The organism is Vibrio sp. 03-59-1, from assembly GCF_013114135.1.
Lineage (GTDB): Bacteria > Pseudomonadota > Gammaproteobacteria > Enterobacterales > Vibrionaceae > Vibrio > Vibrio cortegadensis.
This window is the reverse complement of sequence record NZ_VTYA01000014.1, coordinates 31,618-50,827: the sequence shown is the minus strand read 5'-3', so window position 1 is coordinate 50,827 and position 19,210 is coordinate 31,618. Positions and strand designations below refer to the sequence as shown.

At 42.6% G+C, this 19,210-nt stretch carries 16 protein-coding genes; 1 reads left to right on the top strand and 15 read right to left on the bottom strand.

Annotated elements, in window-relative coordinates; all coding sequences use genetic code 11:
- Positions 1–3 precede the first annotated feature (3 nt).
- The 12 genes from F0249_RS14840 to aspA form a co-directional block, all read right to left on the bottom strand.
- Positions 4–270: a DUF4212 domain-containing protein gene (locus tag F0249_RS14840; protein ID WP_017053207.1), complete on the bottom strand. Its 267-nt coding sequence runs from the start codon at positions 268–270 to the stop codon at positions 4–6.
- A gap of 260 nt (positions 271–530) precedes the next feature.
- Complete coding sequence (locus tag F0249_RS14835) at positions 531–1,166, bottom strand: response regulator transcription factor (protein ID WP_171757080.1); 636 nt, start codon at positions 1,164–1,166, stop codon at positions 531–533.
- A 207-nt stretch (positions 1,167–1,373) separates the two neighbouring features.
- Complete coding sequence (locus tag F0249_RS14830; RefSeq protein ID WP_171757079.1) at positions 1,374–3,224, bottom strand: protein-disulfide reductase DsbD; 1,851 nt, start codon at positions 3,222–3,224, stop codon at positions 1,374–1,376.
- Positions 3,225–3,399: 175 nt separating this feature from the next.
- Entirely contained in the window at positions 3,400–3,888 is a 489-nt protein-coding gene (locus F0249_RS14825; RefSeq protein WP_017053210.1) for an arginine repressor, read from the bottom strand.
- A gap of 322 nt (positions 3,889–4,210) precedes the next feature.
- Positions 4,211–4,675, bottom strand: coding sequence for an aspartate carbamoyltransferase regulatory subunit (pyrI, locus tag F0249_RS14820; RefSeq protein WP_017053211.1), 465 nt, complete (start codon positions 4,673–4,675; stop codon positions 4,211–4,213).
- A gap of 16 nt (positions 4,676–4,691) precedes the next feature.
- Positions 4,692–5,621 (bottom strand): aspartate carbamoyltransferase, encoded by a 930-nt coding sequence (gene pyrB / locus F0249_RS14815; protein WP_017053212.1) that lies wholly within the window; start codon positions 5,619–5,621, stop codon positions 4,692–4,694.
- Positions 5,622–6,129: 508 nt separating this feature from the next.
- On the bottom strand, positions 6,130–7,140 hold the full coding sequence (gene argF / locus F0249_RS14810; protein ID WP_017053213.1) for an ornithine carbamoyltransferase: 1,011 nt from the start codon (positions 7,138–7,140) through the stop codon (positions 6,130–6,132).
- 99 nt (positions 7,141–7,239) lie between these two features.
- Positions 7,240–8,154: a carbamate kinase gene (gene arcC / locus F0249_RS14805; RefSeq protein ID WP_171757078.1), complete on the bottom strand. Its 915-nt coding sequence runs from the start codon at positions 8,152–8,154 to the stop codon at positions 7,240–7,242.
- Positions 8,155–8,261: 107 nt separating this feature from the next.
- Entirely contained in the window at positions 8,262–9,482 is a 1,221-nt protein-coding gene (gene arcA, locus F0249_RS14800; RefSeq protein WP_113795421.1) for an arginine deiminase, read from the bottom strand.
- A 1,114-nt stretch (positions 9,483–10,596) separates the two neighbouring features.
- A complete protein-coding gene (locus F0249_RS14795; protein ID WP_113795422.1) occupies positions 10,597–12,042 on the bottom strand; it encodes a YfcC family protein in 1,446 nt (481 codons plus the stop codon).
- A gap of 669 nt (positions 12,043–12,711) precedes the next feature.
- Positions 12,712–14,025: an anaerobic C4-dicarboxylate transporter family protein gene (locus F0249_RS14790; protein ID WP_017053360.1), complete on the bottom strand. Its 1,314-nt coding sequence runs from the start codon at positions 14,023–14,025 to the stop codon at positions 12,712–12,714.
- Positions 14,026–14,110: 85 nt separating this feature from the next.
- Positions 14,111–15,562 carry an aspartate ammonia-lyase gene (gene aspA, locus F0249_RS14785; protein WP_017053361.1) on the bottom strand — a complete coding sequence of 484 codons (1,452 nt, stop codon included), beginning with the start codon at positions 15,560–15,562 and terminating at the stop codon, positions 14,111–14,113.
- Positions 15,563–15,848: 286 nt separating this feature from the next.
- Between aspA and F0249_RS14780 the strand changes: the two genes are divergently transcribed.
- Positions 15,849–16,403 carry an FxsA family protein gene (locus tag F0249_RS14780; RefSeq protein ID WP_171757077.1) on the top strand — a complete coding sequence of 185 codons (555 nt, stop codon included), beginning with the start codon at positions 15,849–15,851 and terminating at the stop codon, positions 16,401–16,403.
- A gap of 150 nt (positions 16,404–16,553) precedes the next feature.
- On the opposite strand, the gene trmL is transcribed toward F0249_RS14780, so the two are convergent.
- The 3 genes from trmL to F0249_RS14765 all read right to left on the bottom strand — a co-directional run bounded on the left by trmL (position 16,554) and on the right by F0249_RS14765 (position 19,160).
- Entirely contained in the window at positions 16,554–17,033 is a 480-nt protein-coding gene (gene trmL, locus F0249_RS14775; RefSeq protein ID WP_113795424.1) for a tRNA (uridine(34)/cytosine(34)/5-carboxymethylaminomethyluridine(34)-2'-O)-methyltransferase TrmL, read from the bottom strand.
- Positions 17,034–17,100: 67 nt separating this feature from the next.
- Entirely contained in the window at positions 17,101–18,474 is a 1,374-nt protein-coding gene (cpxA, locus tag F0249_RS14770) for an envelope stress sensor histidine kinase CpxA (RefSeq protein WP_136995678.1), read from the bottom strand.
- Complete coding sequence (locus F0249_RS14765; RefSeq protein WP_113795425.1) at positions 18,474–19,160, bottom strand: response regulator; 687 nt, start codon at positions 19,158–19,160, stop codon at positions 18,474–18,476. The genes cpxA and F0249_RS14765 overlap by 1 nt, the downstream gene beginning before the upstream one ends.
- Between the last annotated feature and the right edge of the window lie 50 nt (positions 19,161–19,210).

The following is a 19,210-nucleotide window of genomic DNA, read 5'->3' as shown; positions in this document are numbered from 1 at the left end:
CCTCTAGTCTTCCTGTACGTTGTATTTTTTGTCGAGCGCATTCATGCGAACAACGTAAATAAAGATTAAGGCGACAAAGGTATATATTGAACCTTGTTGTGCGAACCAAAACCCTAGCTTAAAGCCACCAAACTGAATGACATTCAAAGCATCGACAAATAAGATGCCTGCCCCATATGACACGACAAACCATATGGCAAGTAGTGACCCCATTATCCCCAAGTTTTCCTTCCAGTAGGCTTGAGCATGTTCTGTTGATTCGAACGACATGACCTTCTCCTTGATTCCATTTCGTAGAAACTGTTTTTGTAGATAATTACCGTGTTAACGTAATGTTACGATTTAGAAGATAGCAGCCTAAAATCAAGAGATCTGTGCAACTTTAGTCGGGAGGAATAAAACAAAAAACGCCCGAAAAATGGGCGCTTAATCAGATAGGAGGGGTAAAATGTGATGTTAATTTGTTGTTAAATTAGCCTAAGGTCTAACGTTCAATAGGAATCAGAGAAGATTTATCTTAAGACGATCGTCTAGAGCTCACTTTCCATTTGTTGTAAAACAATGACCGCTTGAGTTCGGTTCTTAACATCGAGTTTTCTAAATATTGCGGTCATATGCGCTTTGATGGTGGCTTCGGAGACATGTAACTCATAAGCGATTTGCTTGTTGAGCAGGCCATCAGACAGCATGCCGAGCACTTTGTATTGCTGAGGGGTAAGAGTGGCGATCTTCTCTGCAAGGTCATTGCAGGCCGCATTGTTGGTAATTAATCCTTCGGGGAAGAAAGGGGCGCCTGCGAGGACTTGATTGAGCGCGCTAATCAGTGATCGCATATCGCTCGATTTAGGGATGAAGCCAAATGCGCCATGACTTTTCACTTGTGCGACAACACTTGCATCTTCACTTGCAGAGATAACCACAATGGGTAGATCGGGATGTTCTGCACGTAATTGAATTAACCCTGACATCCCGTTTGCTCCTGGCATTTTTAAATCCAGCAGTAGCAGATCAGGTTCTTCACCTTTAGCAAGAAGATCCAGCAGCGCACTGAGTGAATCTGCTTCTAAGAGATTTGCGCCACTGATCGCCATATGTACAGACTGGAATAGGGCGTTACGGAATAAGGGGTGATCATCGGCAATGATAATGGTGTAGGTCGAATCCATGACGTTATACACTTTTTATAATTTAGTTAAATTTATTATTATCGCTAAACCTGTTTTGAACAATATTTATGCACTAAAAGTCTGAAGCATATCGACTTTTATTCATATGCACCCATGATCTTGCATTGGATTCAAAAAAAAGCCGTTCACGCAGAGGTAAACGGCTTAATTACGGGCATCAATTAACTCTGAAAAGTCGATTCTGTTTTATAAGTTATGAGCTTGAATGTGGTGAAGAAAAGGTTTTGCTTGCATAAAACCGGTAATTCGAGCATTTGGAACATGGTTCCCCTTACCGTCCCAGAACTCGATAGTTGGTAAGCCAAGAACATTCAATTGCTTTAATAATTCAATGTCTTGTGGCTGGTTCTTAGTCACATCGGCTTGGAGTAATACGAACTCTTTTAGCTTCTGTTCAACCTCTTGCTGGTGGAAGGTGTATTTCTCAAACTCTTTACAAGCGACACACCAATCTGCATAGAAATCGAGCATGACTGGCTTGCCTGACTTTTTCGCTTCCACTAGTTGGTGTTCTAGCTCAGTAACATTGTTCACGCGGATAAAACTGATCGTCGTTTCTGTTCTAGTTTGTGGTGAGCTACTGTCTGAGAACCAATAGTTGAGTGCTGGCTGCGCCGAGGCAAACAGACCTAAAACCGCAATAATACCGATCAAGCTCTGTTTCCATCCTCCAAATGGTAAGGCGTTTTTGGTGTGATACAGCCAACCAAATGCAGCAAAACCTAGTGTTGACCAAAGCACGGTTGACCAAAACTCAGGAAGAATACGTTCAAGCAAAAATATTGGAGCCGCGAGTAAGATAAAACCGAAAACAGTTTTCACTTTATCCATCCAACCACCGGCTTTAGGAAGTAACTTATTTCCGAATACGGCAACTAATATGAGAGGTATCCCCATCCCCATCGCGAGCGCATAAAGGGCGATACCACCCGTAAGTAGATCACCACTTTGCGCGACATAGAGCAGTGCGCCAGATAAGGGAGCTGTCGTACACGGAGAGCAGACTAGCCCTGAAATTGCCCCCATGACAAATACACCGAAACTATTGCCGCCTTGCTGCTTATTACTTTGAGTGTTCAACCATGTCTGCACGCTGCTTGGGAGTTGTAAGTTATAAACGCCAAACATCGACATCGCTAACCCAACAAATAGCACGCTCAAACCTATTAATACGTAAGGATGTTGCATTGCGGCTTGAAATTGCATTCCAGCGGAAGCAACCACTAGCCCGAGTAAGGTATAAGTGAGAGCCATTCCTTGCACATAAATAAAAGATAGCCCTAATGCTCGTCGATGATTGAGCTTGCCGCTCCCTAATACGATACCCGTTAAAATAGGGTACATAGGTAAAACGCACGGAGTGAAAGCAAGGCCAACACCTAGCGCGAGAAATAGGAAAGGTGTCCACCAATTATTGCCAAGTTTATCGGCTAAGCTTGAATCGTTTGAAGCCGGAGTGACATTCGCAGAATTAGGATTCAAAGTAGTCGATGGCACTACGGCAACAGGAGTCTCGGACTGAGTTATTGCTGAGGTTGCCTTTTGAGGTGGGCGTGGATCAGCCGCCGTTTTATCGCCATTAGTATTGAATGGGCTGAGGTCTATCACTCGGGTTTCTGGTGGGTAACAAAATCCCGCTTTTGCACAGCCTTGATATTGCACAATCAAGCGTGCACCAGTTTGGTATTCGCTCAGCGGAACGTCAACAAACAGTGGCTGAGTGTAGATGTTTACCTTGCCAAAAAATTCATCTTGGTAAGGTTTCCCATCGCGCATTTGAATATCGCCTAAAGTGACGTTTTCTGCACTGATTGAAATACGATCTTGGTAGAGGTAGTAATCTTCTTTGACTTGCCAATCCAAAGATATTTGGTTGCCTTGTTGATAAAAGTTCAATGGGAAGGCTTGATCAACAGGCACAAAACTATTGTCTGTTGGAGCAAAAGCAGCGGATTTATCGCTGTTACCAAATAGAGCAAGGGCAGGGCTAGATATTGTCATTAACCCAATGAAAAACAGAGTGACGAGTGCGCGCATAATGAAATTTACTAGAATTAAGTTAAAAGTATATTAACTCAATGAGACCCGATTTTATGGGGATAAGTTTCATTATTAAAAAATAAATATGATTTATGTGGTGGGGAGGAACACAGAGATGCGAGTTGCAGAAGAGCAATGGCCTAATGATTAGGCCATTGTATAGAATGAAAGCTTATAGTACGCCAAGACGCTCTTTTACGACGCGCTCACATGCTTCAATATTGCTGACATCTTTTGGTGCGACGATCACGGTGTCATTACCACCGACAGTCCCTAAGATCTCTCCGTGTGGATCGATATCAATTAAGCGCGCAACAAGCTGTGCACTGCCAGGGTGAGTTTTAATCACAACCATTAATTGGTTATGTGTAATAAATTCAATTTGAGAAGAGATCGACGAGCCAACACGAACTGGCGCACTTTCCACTGTCATGCAGTACACTTTCTTACCGCAAGCGTTTTGCACTTTAACGACACCCAATTGGGATAATAAGCGTGATACTGTTGATTGACTTATCCCTTCATACCCAAGTTCAATTAAACGCAAACGTAGGTCATTTTGCGTCGCAAAACTTTGTTGTTGAAGTAAACGCTTACATGCAGCGGTTAATGTTTTATCGTCGGCAGTTAGCGCCGTAGCCTGTATGTTTTCAGTATTCACGGACAACTCCTTATTAGTCTGCTTTTAGTCACAAGCTTAGGTTCAGTGTTGAACGAAAAGGCTAAAGGCGATGAGAGAGACAAATATTATTAACTAGTATGCCGATGTTATCAGTATCTTTATATTGGTTTATTGAGCTTAATCACCAAATAAAAAACTATAATTAAGCTTTTTGATGGGTTCTTTGTTCTGAATTTTAACATCTAAAGTGCGCTAAAATAGTTGAAGTTATTGCAAAGGTGTTAAATATAAAAAACGGCCCATACTGACTATAATATCAGTATGGGCCGAGTTAGCATATTTGTCTTTAAATCGACTTAAATTAGCGTTTTTCTGTCATGATTCCACGTGAGAATACTTTCTCACAGTATTTACATTTAAGCTGTACACGCTCTTTTTTCAGTAGAACTTTGAAGCCACTTTCCACTGGTTCGCCATGAGAAATACAGTTGCTGTTTGGGCACTCAAAAATCGCGTTGATTTGCTCTGGTAACGATAGTGTGAGCTTATCGACAACTTTGTAATTTTCGATTTGGTTTACTGTTGCTGCTGGGGCGTAAAGCGCCAATTGGTTCGCTTGTTCATTAGTAATGAACACATTCTCAATTTTGATTAAATCTTTATGACCTAGTGCTGATGACGGTAGGTTTAAGCCAATCGTAACGCGCTCGTTGGTTTTATGCATATTAAAAAGCTTCAGAACTTTTATGCCAACGTGAGCAGGGATGTGGTCAATTACTGAACCATTACAGATTGCTTCTACTTGTAGTTGAGTCTCTTTTACCATGATAAATTCCCCCTGCTTAAAGTTCTTTGTTTAGGACTAGTGCTAACAATGCTTCACGAGCATAAACGCCATTTTCGGCTTGCTCAAAATAGTATGCGTGTTTGGTCTTATCGACATCTGTTGTGATTTCATCCACACGAGGTAGCGGGTGAAGAATTTTCAGATTATCTTTTGCGGGCTCTAGCATTGATGCCGTTAAGATATAAGCCGCTTTCATGTGCGCGTATTCAGATTCATCAAAGCGTTCTTTCTGTACGCGAGTCATGTACAGAACATCCAATTCAGGTACTACTTCTTCGATGTTTTTGTGCATGCTGTATTTAATGCCAGCATCATCTAATTCTTCACAGATGTAATCAGGCATAGATAGAACTTCAGGAGCAATAAAGAAGAAGCGAACGTTGTTGAATTTTGCAAGCGCTTGGGTCAGTGAGTGAACCGTACGTCCGTATTTCAAGTCACCAACAAAAGCTACATTCAAGTTATCCAGTGTTCCTTGAGTCTCATAGATTGAGAACAAATCTAACAGTGTTTGAGTTGGATGTTGGTTCGCACCGTCGCCGCCATTCACAATTGGCACGCCATTTGAGAATTCAGACGCTAAACGTGCAGCCCCTTCTTGTGGGTGACGCATAACAAAGGCATCCACATAAGATGAGATAACTTGCACTGAATCGGCAAGAGTTTCGCCTTTCTTCGCTAGTGATGTATTGCCACCGTTATCAAAACCAATGACAGTTCCACCTAAGCGTTGAACGGCGGTTTCAAAAGAGAGGCGAGTACGAGTTGAAGGTTCGAAGAAGCAACTTGCTACCACTTTGTTTTTTAATAACTCAGGGTTTGGTTCTGCTTTAAGTTGCCCAGCGGTCTCTACGATCAACTCTAGCTCACTACGAGATAGCTCTGGAATTGAAATGATATGTTTATTAAATAACGAATGCGCCATAACGTTTTTCCTTTAACAACGAAACAAACTGATGAATCAAAGCTGCCCTATAGCGGGCCGCACCAAATTTAAGACAAAAAAAAGCCTCCAATAATAGGAGGCTTTTAATAGGATCTTTTCAATAACAACCAAAATTCGAAAAAATATGAAATAGATAACGACGCCATTTTCAGGCTCTGTGCAATCAAATATTGTAGATTGGTCGTCTTCATTTCTTTCTCTATTTTGGCAAATTGCGAAGGATTATACGTAGAATTCTATACAGTGCAAACGTTTTCGTAAACTAATTTTCAGGTGAAAGTTTATGCGGGAAGTATGCGAATTGCTTATCAGGAAGGTCAATATTAAGGTTTTGAATTTTATTGATTTTGTGGGGCTTTAACTTTTATCGGTGCAAAAAAATATGCGAGTAATATCCAAGATATTACTCGCAATATGACAGTTAAGAACAATAGGAGAGCCTAATAATATGCGCTTAACTGTGGTTCATGCATCAAACTATAATCAATTACTGACCTAGTGTCGCAACCATGATTGCTTTGATTGTGTGCATGCGGTTTTCAGCTTCATCGAATACGATAGAGTGCTTAGATTCAACCACTTCATCTGTTACTTCAACGCCGTCTTTAAGCATTGGGTATTCTTGAGCAAGTTCTTTACCAACTACTGTATCTTCACCGTGGAATGCAGGTAGGCAGTGCATGAATTTAACATGTGGGTTGCCAGTTGCTTTTAGCATTTCCATGTTTACTTGGTAAGGCATCATTAGGTCGATACGTGCAGCCCAAGCTTCTTTCGCTTCGCCCATTGATACCCAAACGTCAGTGTAAAGGAAGTCACAACCTTCAACACCTTCTTGAACGTTTTCAGTAACAGTGATTTTCGCACCAGTTTCTTCAGCGATTTCACGACATTGAGCTACTAGCTCTTCTTCAGGCCAGAATGCTTTAGGAGCAACTAGACGAATGTCCATACCCATTTTCGCAGCACCAACCATTAGAGAGTTACCCATGTTGTTGCGAGCATCACCTAGGTAAGCGAAAGTCATTTCGTGTAGCTGTTTGCCACGGCCGTGCTCTTGCATAGTTAGGAAGTCAGCAAGAATTTGAGTTGGGTGGAACTCATCTGTTAGACCATTCCATACTGGAACACCAGCGTATGCGCCAAGATCTTCAACGATTTCTTGACCGAAGCCACGGTATTCAATGCCATCGTACATGCGGCCAAGAACGCGTGCTGTATCTTTCATTGACTCTTTGTAACCGATTTGAGAACCAGAAGGGCCTAAGTAAGTTACGTTAGCGCCTTGGTCATATGCAGCAACTTCAAATGCACAACGAGTACGAGTAGATGCTTTTTCAAAGATAAGCGCGATGTTTTTACCCGTTAGGCGAGGCTGCTCGTAACCGTTGTACTTCGCTTTTTTCAACTCAGCTGCTAGTTCTAGCATGTGTTGGATTTCACGTGGAGTGAAGTCTAGAAGTTTTAGGAAGTTACGGTTGCGTAGGTTAAAAGCCATGATGTATTCCTTCTTGTATTATGACTCCCTACGACAATAGGTGTAGGGAGCATGTCTAAATTAAGTATGGGTTTAAGTATTTTTTATCTTTCTAAACTATTAAGCGTCGCGTTTGATGTTAGTTCCCGCTTCGCCCTTCAAGATGCGTAGGCCATCTTCAAGTGCGCCGATACCAACTAACTTGCCGCCTTGGTTGATGAATTCACATGAAGCTTCAATCTTAGGCCCCATTGATCCTGCATCGAATTCGTACTGAGATAATTCGCTTGGTGTGGTTGCGCTTAGAGCATGTTGCGTTGGTTTGCCCCAGTCTAGGTATACCGCGTCAGCGTCAGTTAAAATAAGTAGTGCATCTGCGTCTAGCTGTTTCGCAAGGAAAGCTGCTGACATGTCTTTGTCGATAACTGCTTCAACACCGACTAATTTACCGTTCTCTTCTTTTACTGGGATGCCGCCACCGCCAGTACAGATTACTAAGTGGCCTTGATCGATAAGCGTAGTGATAGCGTCGCTTTCGATGATGCCTGTCGGTTGTGGGCTAGGCACAACACGACGGAAATGTTTGCCGTCTGGCTTAATTGACCAGCGGTATTTCTCAGCCAATTCTTTCGCTTCCGCTTCTTCGTAAATTGGACCGATTGGTTTTGTTGGGTCTGCAAACGCTGGATCTTTTGGATCAACAGTCATTTGAGTCAACATGCAAGAGATATGCGTTTGAGGAAGGTAGTTTCTAAATTCCTGCATCAACATGTAGCCGATCATGCCTTGAGTTTCTGCTCCCAGAACGTCTAATGGGTATGGACTTACTTTTTTGTATTCCAAACCTTGTAGTGCTAATAGACCAACTTGTGGGCCGTTTCCGTGCACTAGAACTACGTTGTACTCTTCGGCGATCTTAGAGATAGTTTTAACTGCGGTTTCAATATTTTCACGTTGGATATCAGCTTCAAGTGGCTGACCACGGCGTAGTAGTGCATTACCACCCAACGCTACGACAACAGTTTGCTTAGTCATAATCGATTCTCTTTGAATTCTGACTAAGGTCGAAATCGTTATTCCGACCTTAGTATTTAGCTTAGTTTTTGTTGCTTTAACACGAATTGCTTAGTTGAAGGTGGCGATTAGATACCGTCACGTTCGATTGGGCAGCTCATGCAGCGTGCGCCGCCACGGCCACGACCAAGTTCGTCACCTGGGATAGGTAGAACTGTGATGCCCGCTTTGTCGTATTTTTCGTTAGTGTAAGTGTTACCTTCGTAACCAATTACAACACCTGGTTTAACAGTTAGTACGTTGTTAGCATCGTTCCATTGCTCACGTTCTGCAGTGAAGTTGTCACCACCAGTTGTGATTAGGTTTAGCTTGTCTACGCCTAGTGCTTTTTCGATAGCAGTAACGAAGTAACCTTCTTCTTTAACGTTAACAGCGCCAGTTTCGTCGCCAGTTAAGCTCCAGCATTGAACGTCTTTACGAACCACTTCTGGGTAAACAGAGAATGTATCTTCGTTCATGTGCGTCATTACTGTATCTAAGTGCATGCAAGAACGGTGTTTAGGAAGTTCCATTGCAATAACTTGTTTCGCTTGGCCATGTTTGAATAGGCTAGAAGCTAGCTGCTCAACACCTTGTGGCGTTGTACGCTCAGACATACCGATAAGTACAGAACCTTTACCAATTACAAGAACGTCGCCGCCTTCAATTGTAGAGTGGTCGTACATTTTTTCTTCGTCGCCGTAGTACTTAACAAAGTCTGCACCAGCGAACGTTGGGTGCCAGCGGTAAATTGCACGAACGTGGTTAGTTTCACGTTGACGAGCTTCTTTAGCCATTGGGTTGATAGAAACACCGCCGTATACCCAGCAAGAAGTATCGCGAGTAAATAGGTGGTTTGGTAGAGGCTCGATGATGAAGTCTGTCGGAGCGTGCATGCTTTGCATCATAGAAGATGATTTCATTGGCATTTCAGCGTAAGACAAACCACCCGTTAGGATTTTAGCAAGTTCAACATTTGGTAGGTCAGCTAGGTAGCAACGTACGTCATTTGCAAATGTTTTACCTAAACGGTAATCAGAAACTTGACGAGTCAGCAACCATTCTTTCGCTTCAGCTACTGCTAGAGTGTCAGCAAGAAGGTCTGTTAGAAGTAAAACTTCAACGCCTTGGTCACGTAACGTTTTAGTAAATGCATCATGCTCTTTACCTGCACGTTCTACTGCTAACACATCATCAAATAATAAGTCGTGGCAGTTAGATGGTGTTAGGTGGCTAAGTGAACGTCTTGGACGGTGAACTAGAACGCGACGTAGTTGGCCAACTTCAGAACCTACATAGAACTTACTCATAATCTTATCTCTCTATTTGAATGCTTTCATATTTAAAAGCACATTATTATTTCGTAGGGAATAAAGGATTAATTTAAATATCCAGTTTTTCTTTCTGGAGCCCATATTACTCCAGAGTGAATAGGATTCTTAGAGGTTAGTCACAAATAGATTATTCACGTGAAACCCTTGTGTGGCGGGGCTTGTAACAAATTTTATGCAGCAATTTACTTTAAATTGACATGGGTTTTTAGTGGTTTTTTCGCGTAATTATTCGCTATTTATGCCGTTGTTGGTTGAATGCTGGATTTTTATGGGAAATTTATTCAATAATAATTTCTGTGGCAATGCGGATATGCAATTTTCTTATTCACTATAACTGTGTATCTATATGCATTTAGATTGGATTGTGTGTTTTTTTAACAAAACTTTTTTACGTAAAGTGCTTGTAGGTCACATTTTATATTTTGGGTTAGTTGTGTTTTTTTTAGCGAATTAGAGTCGTTTTTATTATTCAAAATGAGTCGGCGATAATATTGTAATTTTTCTTTTTTTATAGTTATTCAAAAATACTCATTAATTATGTTCCAACCATTTAATTAGCCATAAATGTTATGGATGAATGGCCGTGATATATATAAATCTATCAAAATCAATTAATAAACACGTATAAGTAATAGGGGTTTACTTACACTGTTGGTCTACTTCTACTTCTACTTCTACTTCTACTTCTACTGTCGATGTTGATACGACCATGGCTTGATGGTACGTCTCCGTGTGTATGCTTGATGCTTGATGCTTGATGCTTGATTTGAAGATTTGAAGATTTGAAGATTTGAAGATTTGAAGATTTGAAGGTGAGGCCTATGGGCTGAATAGGCTGGGCAGTTTAATGGCCCACGCCGATCTAGCGGCTCGCATGTCGATACCTGTAGATTGATGGCCAGGCATCACTGGCGATAAGAAAAGAGAAAAGGGTCAGCATGACGACTCATGGGTCAGCATGCGGTAGAAGAGGTAATGCCCATGAGTAAGAGCTGGGGCATGTGATGGACGATAGGAAAGGACGTTGAGCAAGACAAATACAGAGCGAAAAAAAACCGCCCGTAGGCGGTTTTTACAGTCAAGACTGTGATTACATGATAGCGCCGATACTTAGCGTAACCATGATTACAACCAATAGGATTGCAAGTAGCGGAGCGACCCATTTAACCCAGCGAACGTATGGTACACGAGCGATAGCAAGACCACCCATAACCACTGCAGACGTTGGTGTCATTAAGTTCACTAGACCAGATGCAGATTGGTAAGCCGTTACAACGAGTTCACGTCCTACGCCAGCAAAGTCAGCTAGAGGTGCCATGATAGGCATTGTTAGTACCGCTAGACCTGAAGATGAAGGAACTAGGAATGATAGTAGAATTTCTAGTAGGAACATCACGTTGATGAACACGATAGATGACAAGCCAGTTACTGCGTTTTCTGCAGCGAACAGGATAGTATCAGTGATCATACCGCGGTCCATTACTACCACGATACCACGTGCGATACCGATGATTAGCGCAACACCTAATAGGTCACGAGCACCATCAATGAAGCTAGTGGTGAACTCTTCTTCACTCATGCGAGCGATAAGGCCGATAAGGATAGTTGAACCTAGGAACATTGCAGAGATTTCTGCCATCCACCAGCCAGCAACCGATACACCGTAAATCATTACACCGAATGAAGCTGCGAAGATAGTTAGAATGATTTTACGAGTGGTTGTGAAATCAAGAAGCTCACCAGTTTGGTTTCCAAGGAAGTGCGCTTTGTTTTCTTCGTATTTGTCGTAAACGATTGATTTAGTTTGGTCTGCACGCACCATTTTTGCATAGCGCATAACGTAACCAACACAGATAACCCAACCGATAACAAGCATAAGAACACGTAGCACGATACCGTCAGTGAACGGGATACCTGCTGCGTTTGCTGCGATAACAGTAGCGAACGGGTTAATCGTTGAACCTAGAGTACCGATACCAGCACCTAGTAGAACCGTTGCTGCTGCCACTAATGGGTCAAAGCGAGCGGCCATCATTACTGGAACAAGTAGCGTGTAGAATGGTAGAGACTCTTCCGCCATACCATAAACCGTACCACCAGCAGCAAAGAGCGCCATGAGTATCGGAATCATTAACTCTTCTCGCCCCTCAAGACGAGCGGTTACACGTTCGATACCTGCATCGATAGCACCTGTTTTAGTTACTAGGCCAAGGAAGCCACCGATAACTAGAATGAAAAGGGATACATCAATCGCAGCCGCTTCATAGCTGTTGTGATCGTAGAAACCATCGATTGGAGCCATTAGTACATCAACAACGCCTTGCGGGTTACCGTCAGTCGCTTTATAGGTACCAGTAATTGGCACTTCACGGCCTAGGTCTTCGTTCATAGCACGGTCGTATTGACCTGCTGGAACGATCCAAGTTAGAAGTGCAACAGTTGCAATCAGTAGGAATAAAATAGTGTAAGCAGAAGGGAATTTAAAGTTAGCAAAAAAGCCGCCTTTTTCTTCCTTTTGAACAGTTTCGGTAGTCATAGCAATCTCCTTTCACGTCATTGCTCTAAAGGCAGTTCAGTGTGAATTCGCGAGTCAAAAATAAATAGCTGATCCAAAATTGGGTAAATAAAGAATTTTAATCAAAATGCGAAATGATTAGTTAATTAAATAATGCATTAAACCAATAATTTATATTTGTGATTATTAAATTAAATCCGATATTAAATTTAAAGTTTCATTTATCTGGCGGCTATTTTAAATCCCATTGTGAAATCTATCCTAGGCGTTGTTCACACTTTTATTGTGCTAACTTTATACTCAATAGCTGTTCTTGGAATTATCAGGGTATTAGTGTGCTTAAAGTGGTTATCTATGCTGCTGGTTGAGGCGTGTTCTTTTATTTTCGGGTCTCTAGGGGCTGGTGTGCATAAATGTCTGGAATTTTATGCAAAAGAAAATTCGGCTATGTTTTTGGTGTTATTTCGACAATGTTTGATGCATGTCAAATCTGAAGCGTGATCTAGATTTGTTTTGTGCTTTGAGTAACTAAAAATATAAGAATTTACACTAAGTTACGCAAATTATGGCTGAATAAAAGTGGGTGGTAATTAAGCGTATGATTCGTTGAAGAAAAGCGTGGAACTACGTAGAAGAAATAAAAAGAGGAGCGATATTCGCTCCTCATTATTCAATACAAAATCTAGTCGATTAGATCATGATGTTCGATAGGATCAGACCAAATATGATGCTAAATACCATGCTGAGTAAGCCTGGGATCATAAAGCTGTGGTTGAAGATGTACTTACCAATATTCGTGGTACCAGTTCGGTCAAAGTCAATCGATGCGATGATAGGACCGTAGTTTGGAATAAAGAAGTAACCGTTAACCGCAACGAAGGTTGCAATGATGATTGTTGGTGGAAGACCTAGAGCTATCGCGACAGGGACAAGAACCGCAGTTGTTGCACCTTGGCTGTTTACCATTACCGATAAAGCAAATAGTGCGAATGCAAATGTCCATGGTGCCACTTCAACTAAACCAGATACTGCTTCTTTTACCATTGCAGCATGGCCGCCAATGAAAGTATCGCCTAACCAAGCAATACCGAAGATAGCCACAATCGCACGCATACCAGCATGGAACACGGAGCCTTGGCTAATCGCATTGCCGTCTGGTTTACAGATCAAGATGATAAGAGCAGCAACCGTTAGCATTACGATTTCAATGGTGTGCGCCATACCCATAGGAGAGCCATCAAATTGAGGGCGAAGTGATGGGAAAGCACCCATGATAACTACCGTTAGCGCACCAAATAGGAACATGCCTACTGATTTTTTCGCTTGCGGTGTGATGATGATATCTTCAACCGCTTCCTCTTGTTCCATCTCTTTACGGAACTCAGGATCTTGCATGCGGCGTTGGAATTCAGGATCGTCTTTTAACTCTTTACCAAGCTTGTTAACAATGACACAAGCACAAGCAAGGCCAAGGAAAGTACTTGGGATCGTCACAGAAAGCACGTTACCTAGCGTGATGCCTTGTGGTTCTAGGAAGGCAACCAAAGCGACAACAGCGGCTGCAATTGGGCTTGCAACAATCGCAAATTGTGATGCGATAACTGCCATACCCAGTGGGCGTGCAGGGCGAATACCACTACGACGGCTCACTTCTGCAATAACAGGTAGAACAGAGTAAGCAACGTGGCCAGTACCTGCCATCATTGTGAAAAAGTAAGTCACTAAAGGTGCGATGAAAGTGATGTGACGAGGGTTTTTACGCAGAATGCCAGATGCAATCTTGATCATGTAATCCAAACCACCAGACGCTTGCATTGCTGCTGCCGCTGCAACCACCGCCATGATCATTAACATTACGTTAATTGGTGGGCTTGTTGGTTGGATGCCGAAAATAAAACTTAATACCGCAAGACCGACACCGCCCATAACGCCGAGGCCGATCCCCCCGATACGAGCACCGATCAGGATACATCCCAATACGACGATTAGCTCAAGTAAAAACATGAGTGACTCCTAAATATATAGTTATTGATAATTTGGTCAGAAACAAAAAAAGGCTCTGTCTCCAGAGCCTTTATTCTTTAATCTATTATTCGTAGCGTTTGCCTTTGTACTGCGGACGCATAAGGTTCTCGACAGAGAAGATGTCATCTAACTCTTCTTCAGTCAGTAAGCCACGCTCTAGAACAACATCACGAACGCTCTTACCTGTTTCAGCACAAATCTTACCAACAATGTCACCTTCATGGTGGCCAATGTATGGGTTTAGGTAAGTCACGATACCGATAGAGTTGAACACGTGCGCTTCACAAATTTCTTTGTTTACCGTAATGCCGTCTACACACTTGTCACGTAGGTTCACACAAGCGTTAGTTAGAATGTCTAAAGATTCAAACATACTTTGCGCGATAACTGGCTCCATTACGTTCAATTGAAGTTGACCGCCTTCAGCAGCAAAAGAAACCGTGTTGTCATTACCTAGAACTTTAAAGCAAACTTGGTTTACTACTTCAGGTACTACAGGGTTAACTTTTGCAGGCATGATAGAAGAGCCCGCTTGAAGTTCAGGAAGATTCAGCTCATTCAGACCAGCGCGAGGGCCAGAAGAAAGAAGACGTAAGTCGTTACAGATTTTAGACAGTTTAACGGCTAGGCGTTTTAGTGCACCGTGGATCATCACGTAAGCACCACAGTCAGACGTTGCTTCGATCAAGTCTTCTGCTGGTACGCACTCAAGACCAGTCACTGCTGCTAAGTGTTTTACTGCTAACTCTTGGTAACCAGGAGCGGCGTTAAGACCAGTACCAATCGCTGTCGCACCTAAGTTCACTTCTAGAATCAGTTTAGATGTGTAATCTAGGTTTTTAATTTCTTCATTTAACGTTACAGCCCAAGCATGGAACTCTTGGCCAACTGTCATTGGAACGGCGTCTTGCAGCTGTGTACGACCCATTTTTAGAATGGTATCAAATTCTTGGCTCTTAAGTTCGAAAGCACCTTTTAGGTAGCCAATCGCTTCAGTTAGCTTAGTTACGCTGTTGTATACCGCAATACGGAAGCCCGTTGGGTAAGCACAGTTAGTCGATTGGCTCTTGTTCACATGATCGTTAGGGTTAACGAAATCGTATTCGCCTTTCTCTTTACCCATAAGCTCTAGAGCAACGTTAGCGATAACTTCGTTGGTATTCATGTTTACAGAAGTACCAGCACCACCTTGGAAAACATCCGATGGGAATTGATCCATACATTTGCCTGTTTCAAGAATCAGGTCACAAGCTTGGATGATGAATTTTGCTACGTCACTTGGGATAACACCTAACTCTTTGTTTGCTAATGTAGCGGCTTTCTTTGTCATGACCATGCCACGAACAAATTCAGGTACATCTGAAATAGTCACATTAGAGATATTGAAGTTTTCCACTGCACGTAGAGTATGGATGCCGTAGTAAGCATCAGCAGGAACATGACGTTGACCAAGAAGGTCTTCTTCTAGACGAGTTGCTTGATTTGCAGTGCAATTTTTTTCAGATAGGGTAGCCATAACAGGATCCTTAGAGATTTATTCTGACAATATAGTAGTTTATTAGCCAATTCTGTGCGTAAAGAATCCATTCGCTAGAGTTTTTGGCTGTAAAATCCGTCCTGACTTATGTGGCACATAATACTGTACTGTGCGCATAAAAATAGTAACTAGATCACCTTTTCTGCTTTTGTTTTGTCATTCTTTTGCAAAGTTCGTTGACTTCGTTTTGATAAGCTTTTTTACAGGATAAATTTGAGCTTGTAAGGGGTTTCGGCATACACTGAAGAAAACCAAAGGAGGACTTGTGTTTCCGATTTTACTTTTACTATTTATATTTGTGCCAATCATTGAAATTGGCTTATTTATCCAAGTGGGTGGCTTCCTTGGTTTATGGCCAACTATCGCCTTGGTTTTGATCACTGCATTTGCGGGCGCTTCTCTGGTTCGTAGCCAAGGTATTCAAACCCTGATGTCGGTTCAAGGCCGTTTGCAGCAAGGTGAAATGCCAGCTCAACAGATTCTTGAAGGTGTTATGCTTGCCGTAGCAGGTGTGTTGCTCTTAACGCCAGGCTTTATGACGGATGCATTTGGTATGTTGGTATTACTGCCTGCGCCACGAGCTATGATTGCAAAACAGCTAATGAGCAAAATGTTGGTGAATAACATGTCGGGTGGATTTAACGCCGGTTCATTTGGCTCAGGCCCGATGGGAGGAGATGCAAATCAAAGTGGGCATAACCCATTTGAGCAAGACCCTTTTCATCGCGATCCGTTCAATTCACAACAAAGAGATGATGGTAATACCTTCGAAGGTGAGTTTGAAAAAAGAGAAGACGATGAAGGCAAACGCTTGAAATAGTCGTCTCTACTAAGATTACCGATAATAAAAAAGGATTGATGCGTGATGCTCAATCCTTTTTTGCTTTTTGCTTTCAGCGATTTGTCTGATCATTCACGAAAAATGGATGACGTCTTTGACGCGATCTGCATGAGAATGAATTAGGTTCGATTAAACCGCGCCGTTAAAGCCCATTTGTCGCCAAGCTTCAAACGCAATAATAGCCACGGCGTTAGACAGGTTTAAACTGCGGCTATCTGGCATCATTGGAATACGAATTCGCTGTTCTATTGGTAAGCTTTCAATATATTCAGCAGGTAGGCCGCGAGTCTCTGGCCCAAACATCAATACATCTCCCGCTTGGAAAGAGGCATCCACGTGATGACCCGTTGTCTTCGTTGTACAGGCAAAGATTCGGAAATCACCTTCACGCTCATTCTGTAAATACTCTAGAAAGGCTTCTAAGTTTTTATGACGCTTCACTCGTGCGAGATCATGATAATCCAACCCTGCACGGCGAACTTTCTTCTCTTCTAAATCAAATCCTAGCGGCTCGATTAAATGCAAGTTTGCTCCGCAGTTGGCACAAAGACGAATTATATTGCCAGTATTTGGCGCGATTTCAGGTTCGTAAAGAGCGATATCAAACATATGAGTCCACGATATAAATAAGATAGGCAAGGAGTATAAGACGGCTATAGTCGGAAATACAGCCGATTTATTCTTGCAGTGGAAGTTCAATTTGGACTTTTAATCCACCGAGAGCGCTTTTGCTCGCTTGAATCGTCCCACTATGTTGCCTGATCGCGTTCTCAGTAATTGCTAAACCTAATCCGGTTCCTCCTGAATGACGATCTCTGGCGGTTGACACGCGGTAGAACGGTCGGAAAATCTCTTTGAGTTCACCTTCGGGCACACCGTTTCCATCATCTTCAACACATATGGTCAAACACTCTTTATCGACACTCATCGCCACATTAACCGTGGTTTTCCCATAGCAAATGGCATTACGGATAATGTTCTCTACCGCACTCATTAATAGCTTAGGGCTACCTGAGATGTGTCTTTCAGGAATGGCGCTGTAAGTTAACGTTTTATCCATCTGTTCAGCTTCAAATTGAGCATCGACAAGGATCGCTTCCCATAAGCTTGAAAGTGGCTGGATCTCCCTAGCAAGGTGGCTGTCGACTTGCATTCGAGATAGTGCTAATAGCTCACCGATCATCTGCTCAAGTCGCTGCGCTTCCGTATCGATTCGTTCTAGTTCTGAGCTTTCCCCCTGTTTACGTGTCGCCAATGCGTTAGCCATTCTCAAACGCGTAAGTGGGGAACGCAATTCGTGGGAGATATCAGACAGCAGTCGTTGTTGCCCTGACATCATTTGATTCACCGCCAGTACCATCTGGTTGAAGCTTGCGCCCGCTTGCCTAAATTCTGACGTCCCTTTTTCTAATTCAGGATCAGCCACAAATTCACCTTTGGCGACTCGCTGGGCGGCTTTTTCTAATTTACGAGCAGGCTGGCTTAATGCCCATGCTAACCATAATAAGAGTGGGGTACTGACGATCATGACGGCAAACAGCAATTGAAAGGGTTTATCAAACAGTCGCAATAGAAACGGTGGAGGCCGATCCCACTTGACCCCGACAAACATCTGCAGTTCTTGATTCGCTAAAGTAATAGGAATTGGGCCTGCCAGCATATATCGGCCATACAGTTTCTGTTTCGGTTGGCTATTGTCATCAATACTGGAGATAAAGTTCTGCACTGCCTTGAATTTAAAATCCTTATGCTTTCTGATCGTGAGAATGTTGCCTTCTAAATCTGTAATGAAAAAGCGTGCTTTACCGCTGCGATGATCGCTCTTCTCTAAGCTGTATATAATAGAGGTGAGATTATCGTTATTTTGAAAGCGAGCCTCGGTATTCTTTTGGATGGAGAATAAGCGACTTAAATGATCAGGGGGAACATCGCGAGCCACACGAGGATCTAAATGGGGCAGGGTTAACACGGCCAGAAGAACGAGTAACATCGTGAGCCAGAAAATGGCAAAGATACGCCCGTATAAGCTGGTGATTTTAGGTACGCGCATTACCCTTCCTCCACCAACAAGTAGCCGCGTCCACGCAATGTTTTGATTCGAGGTTTTCCATCCGCTCGCTCTGGGAGTTTCTTGCGCAAATTAGAGACATGCATATCAATAGCGCGATCAAAAGCGGCCAGACGTTTGCCTAGCACATCTAAGCTTAAGGCCTCTTTGGTTAACGTCGTTCCCGGGTTTTGAATGAAGTGAGCCAATAATGAGAATTCGGTGGTGGTTAAATCGATCAATTCACCTTTACAGTAAGCTTCCTGTTTTCCTGGGTAAACGTGGATATCTTGATATTCAATACCATCACTGTTTTTGGTATTTGGTGCTGTTTGTGTGCGGCGTAAAATAGCTTTAATACGCGCCAGTAATTCGCGGTCACTAAATGGTTTTGGTAGGTAATCATCCGCCCCAAGCTCTAAGCCTATCACGCGGTCGATCTCTTCCCCTTTAGCGGTTAGCATGAGTACAGGAGTTTCCCACTGAGTGCGCAGGCGCTTAAGAGTCTCCATTCCATTAAGCTTTGGCATCATCACATCAAGAAGAATTAAATCGATGTCATCTGTGATAGCGTCAAGCCCTGCTTCACCATCGTTTGCTTCTGAGACCGTAAAACCTTCAAAGCTCAAAATGTCTTTTAGTAGACTGGTGAGTTCAGTATCGTCGTCGATGAGAAGAATATGTGCCATTGCTTTGCCTTTATCCAGGTGATTACCTATTTATATTACTGTTAAACCTT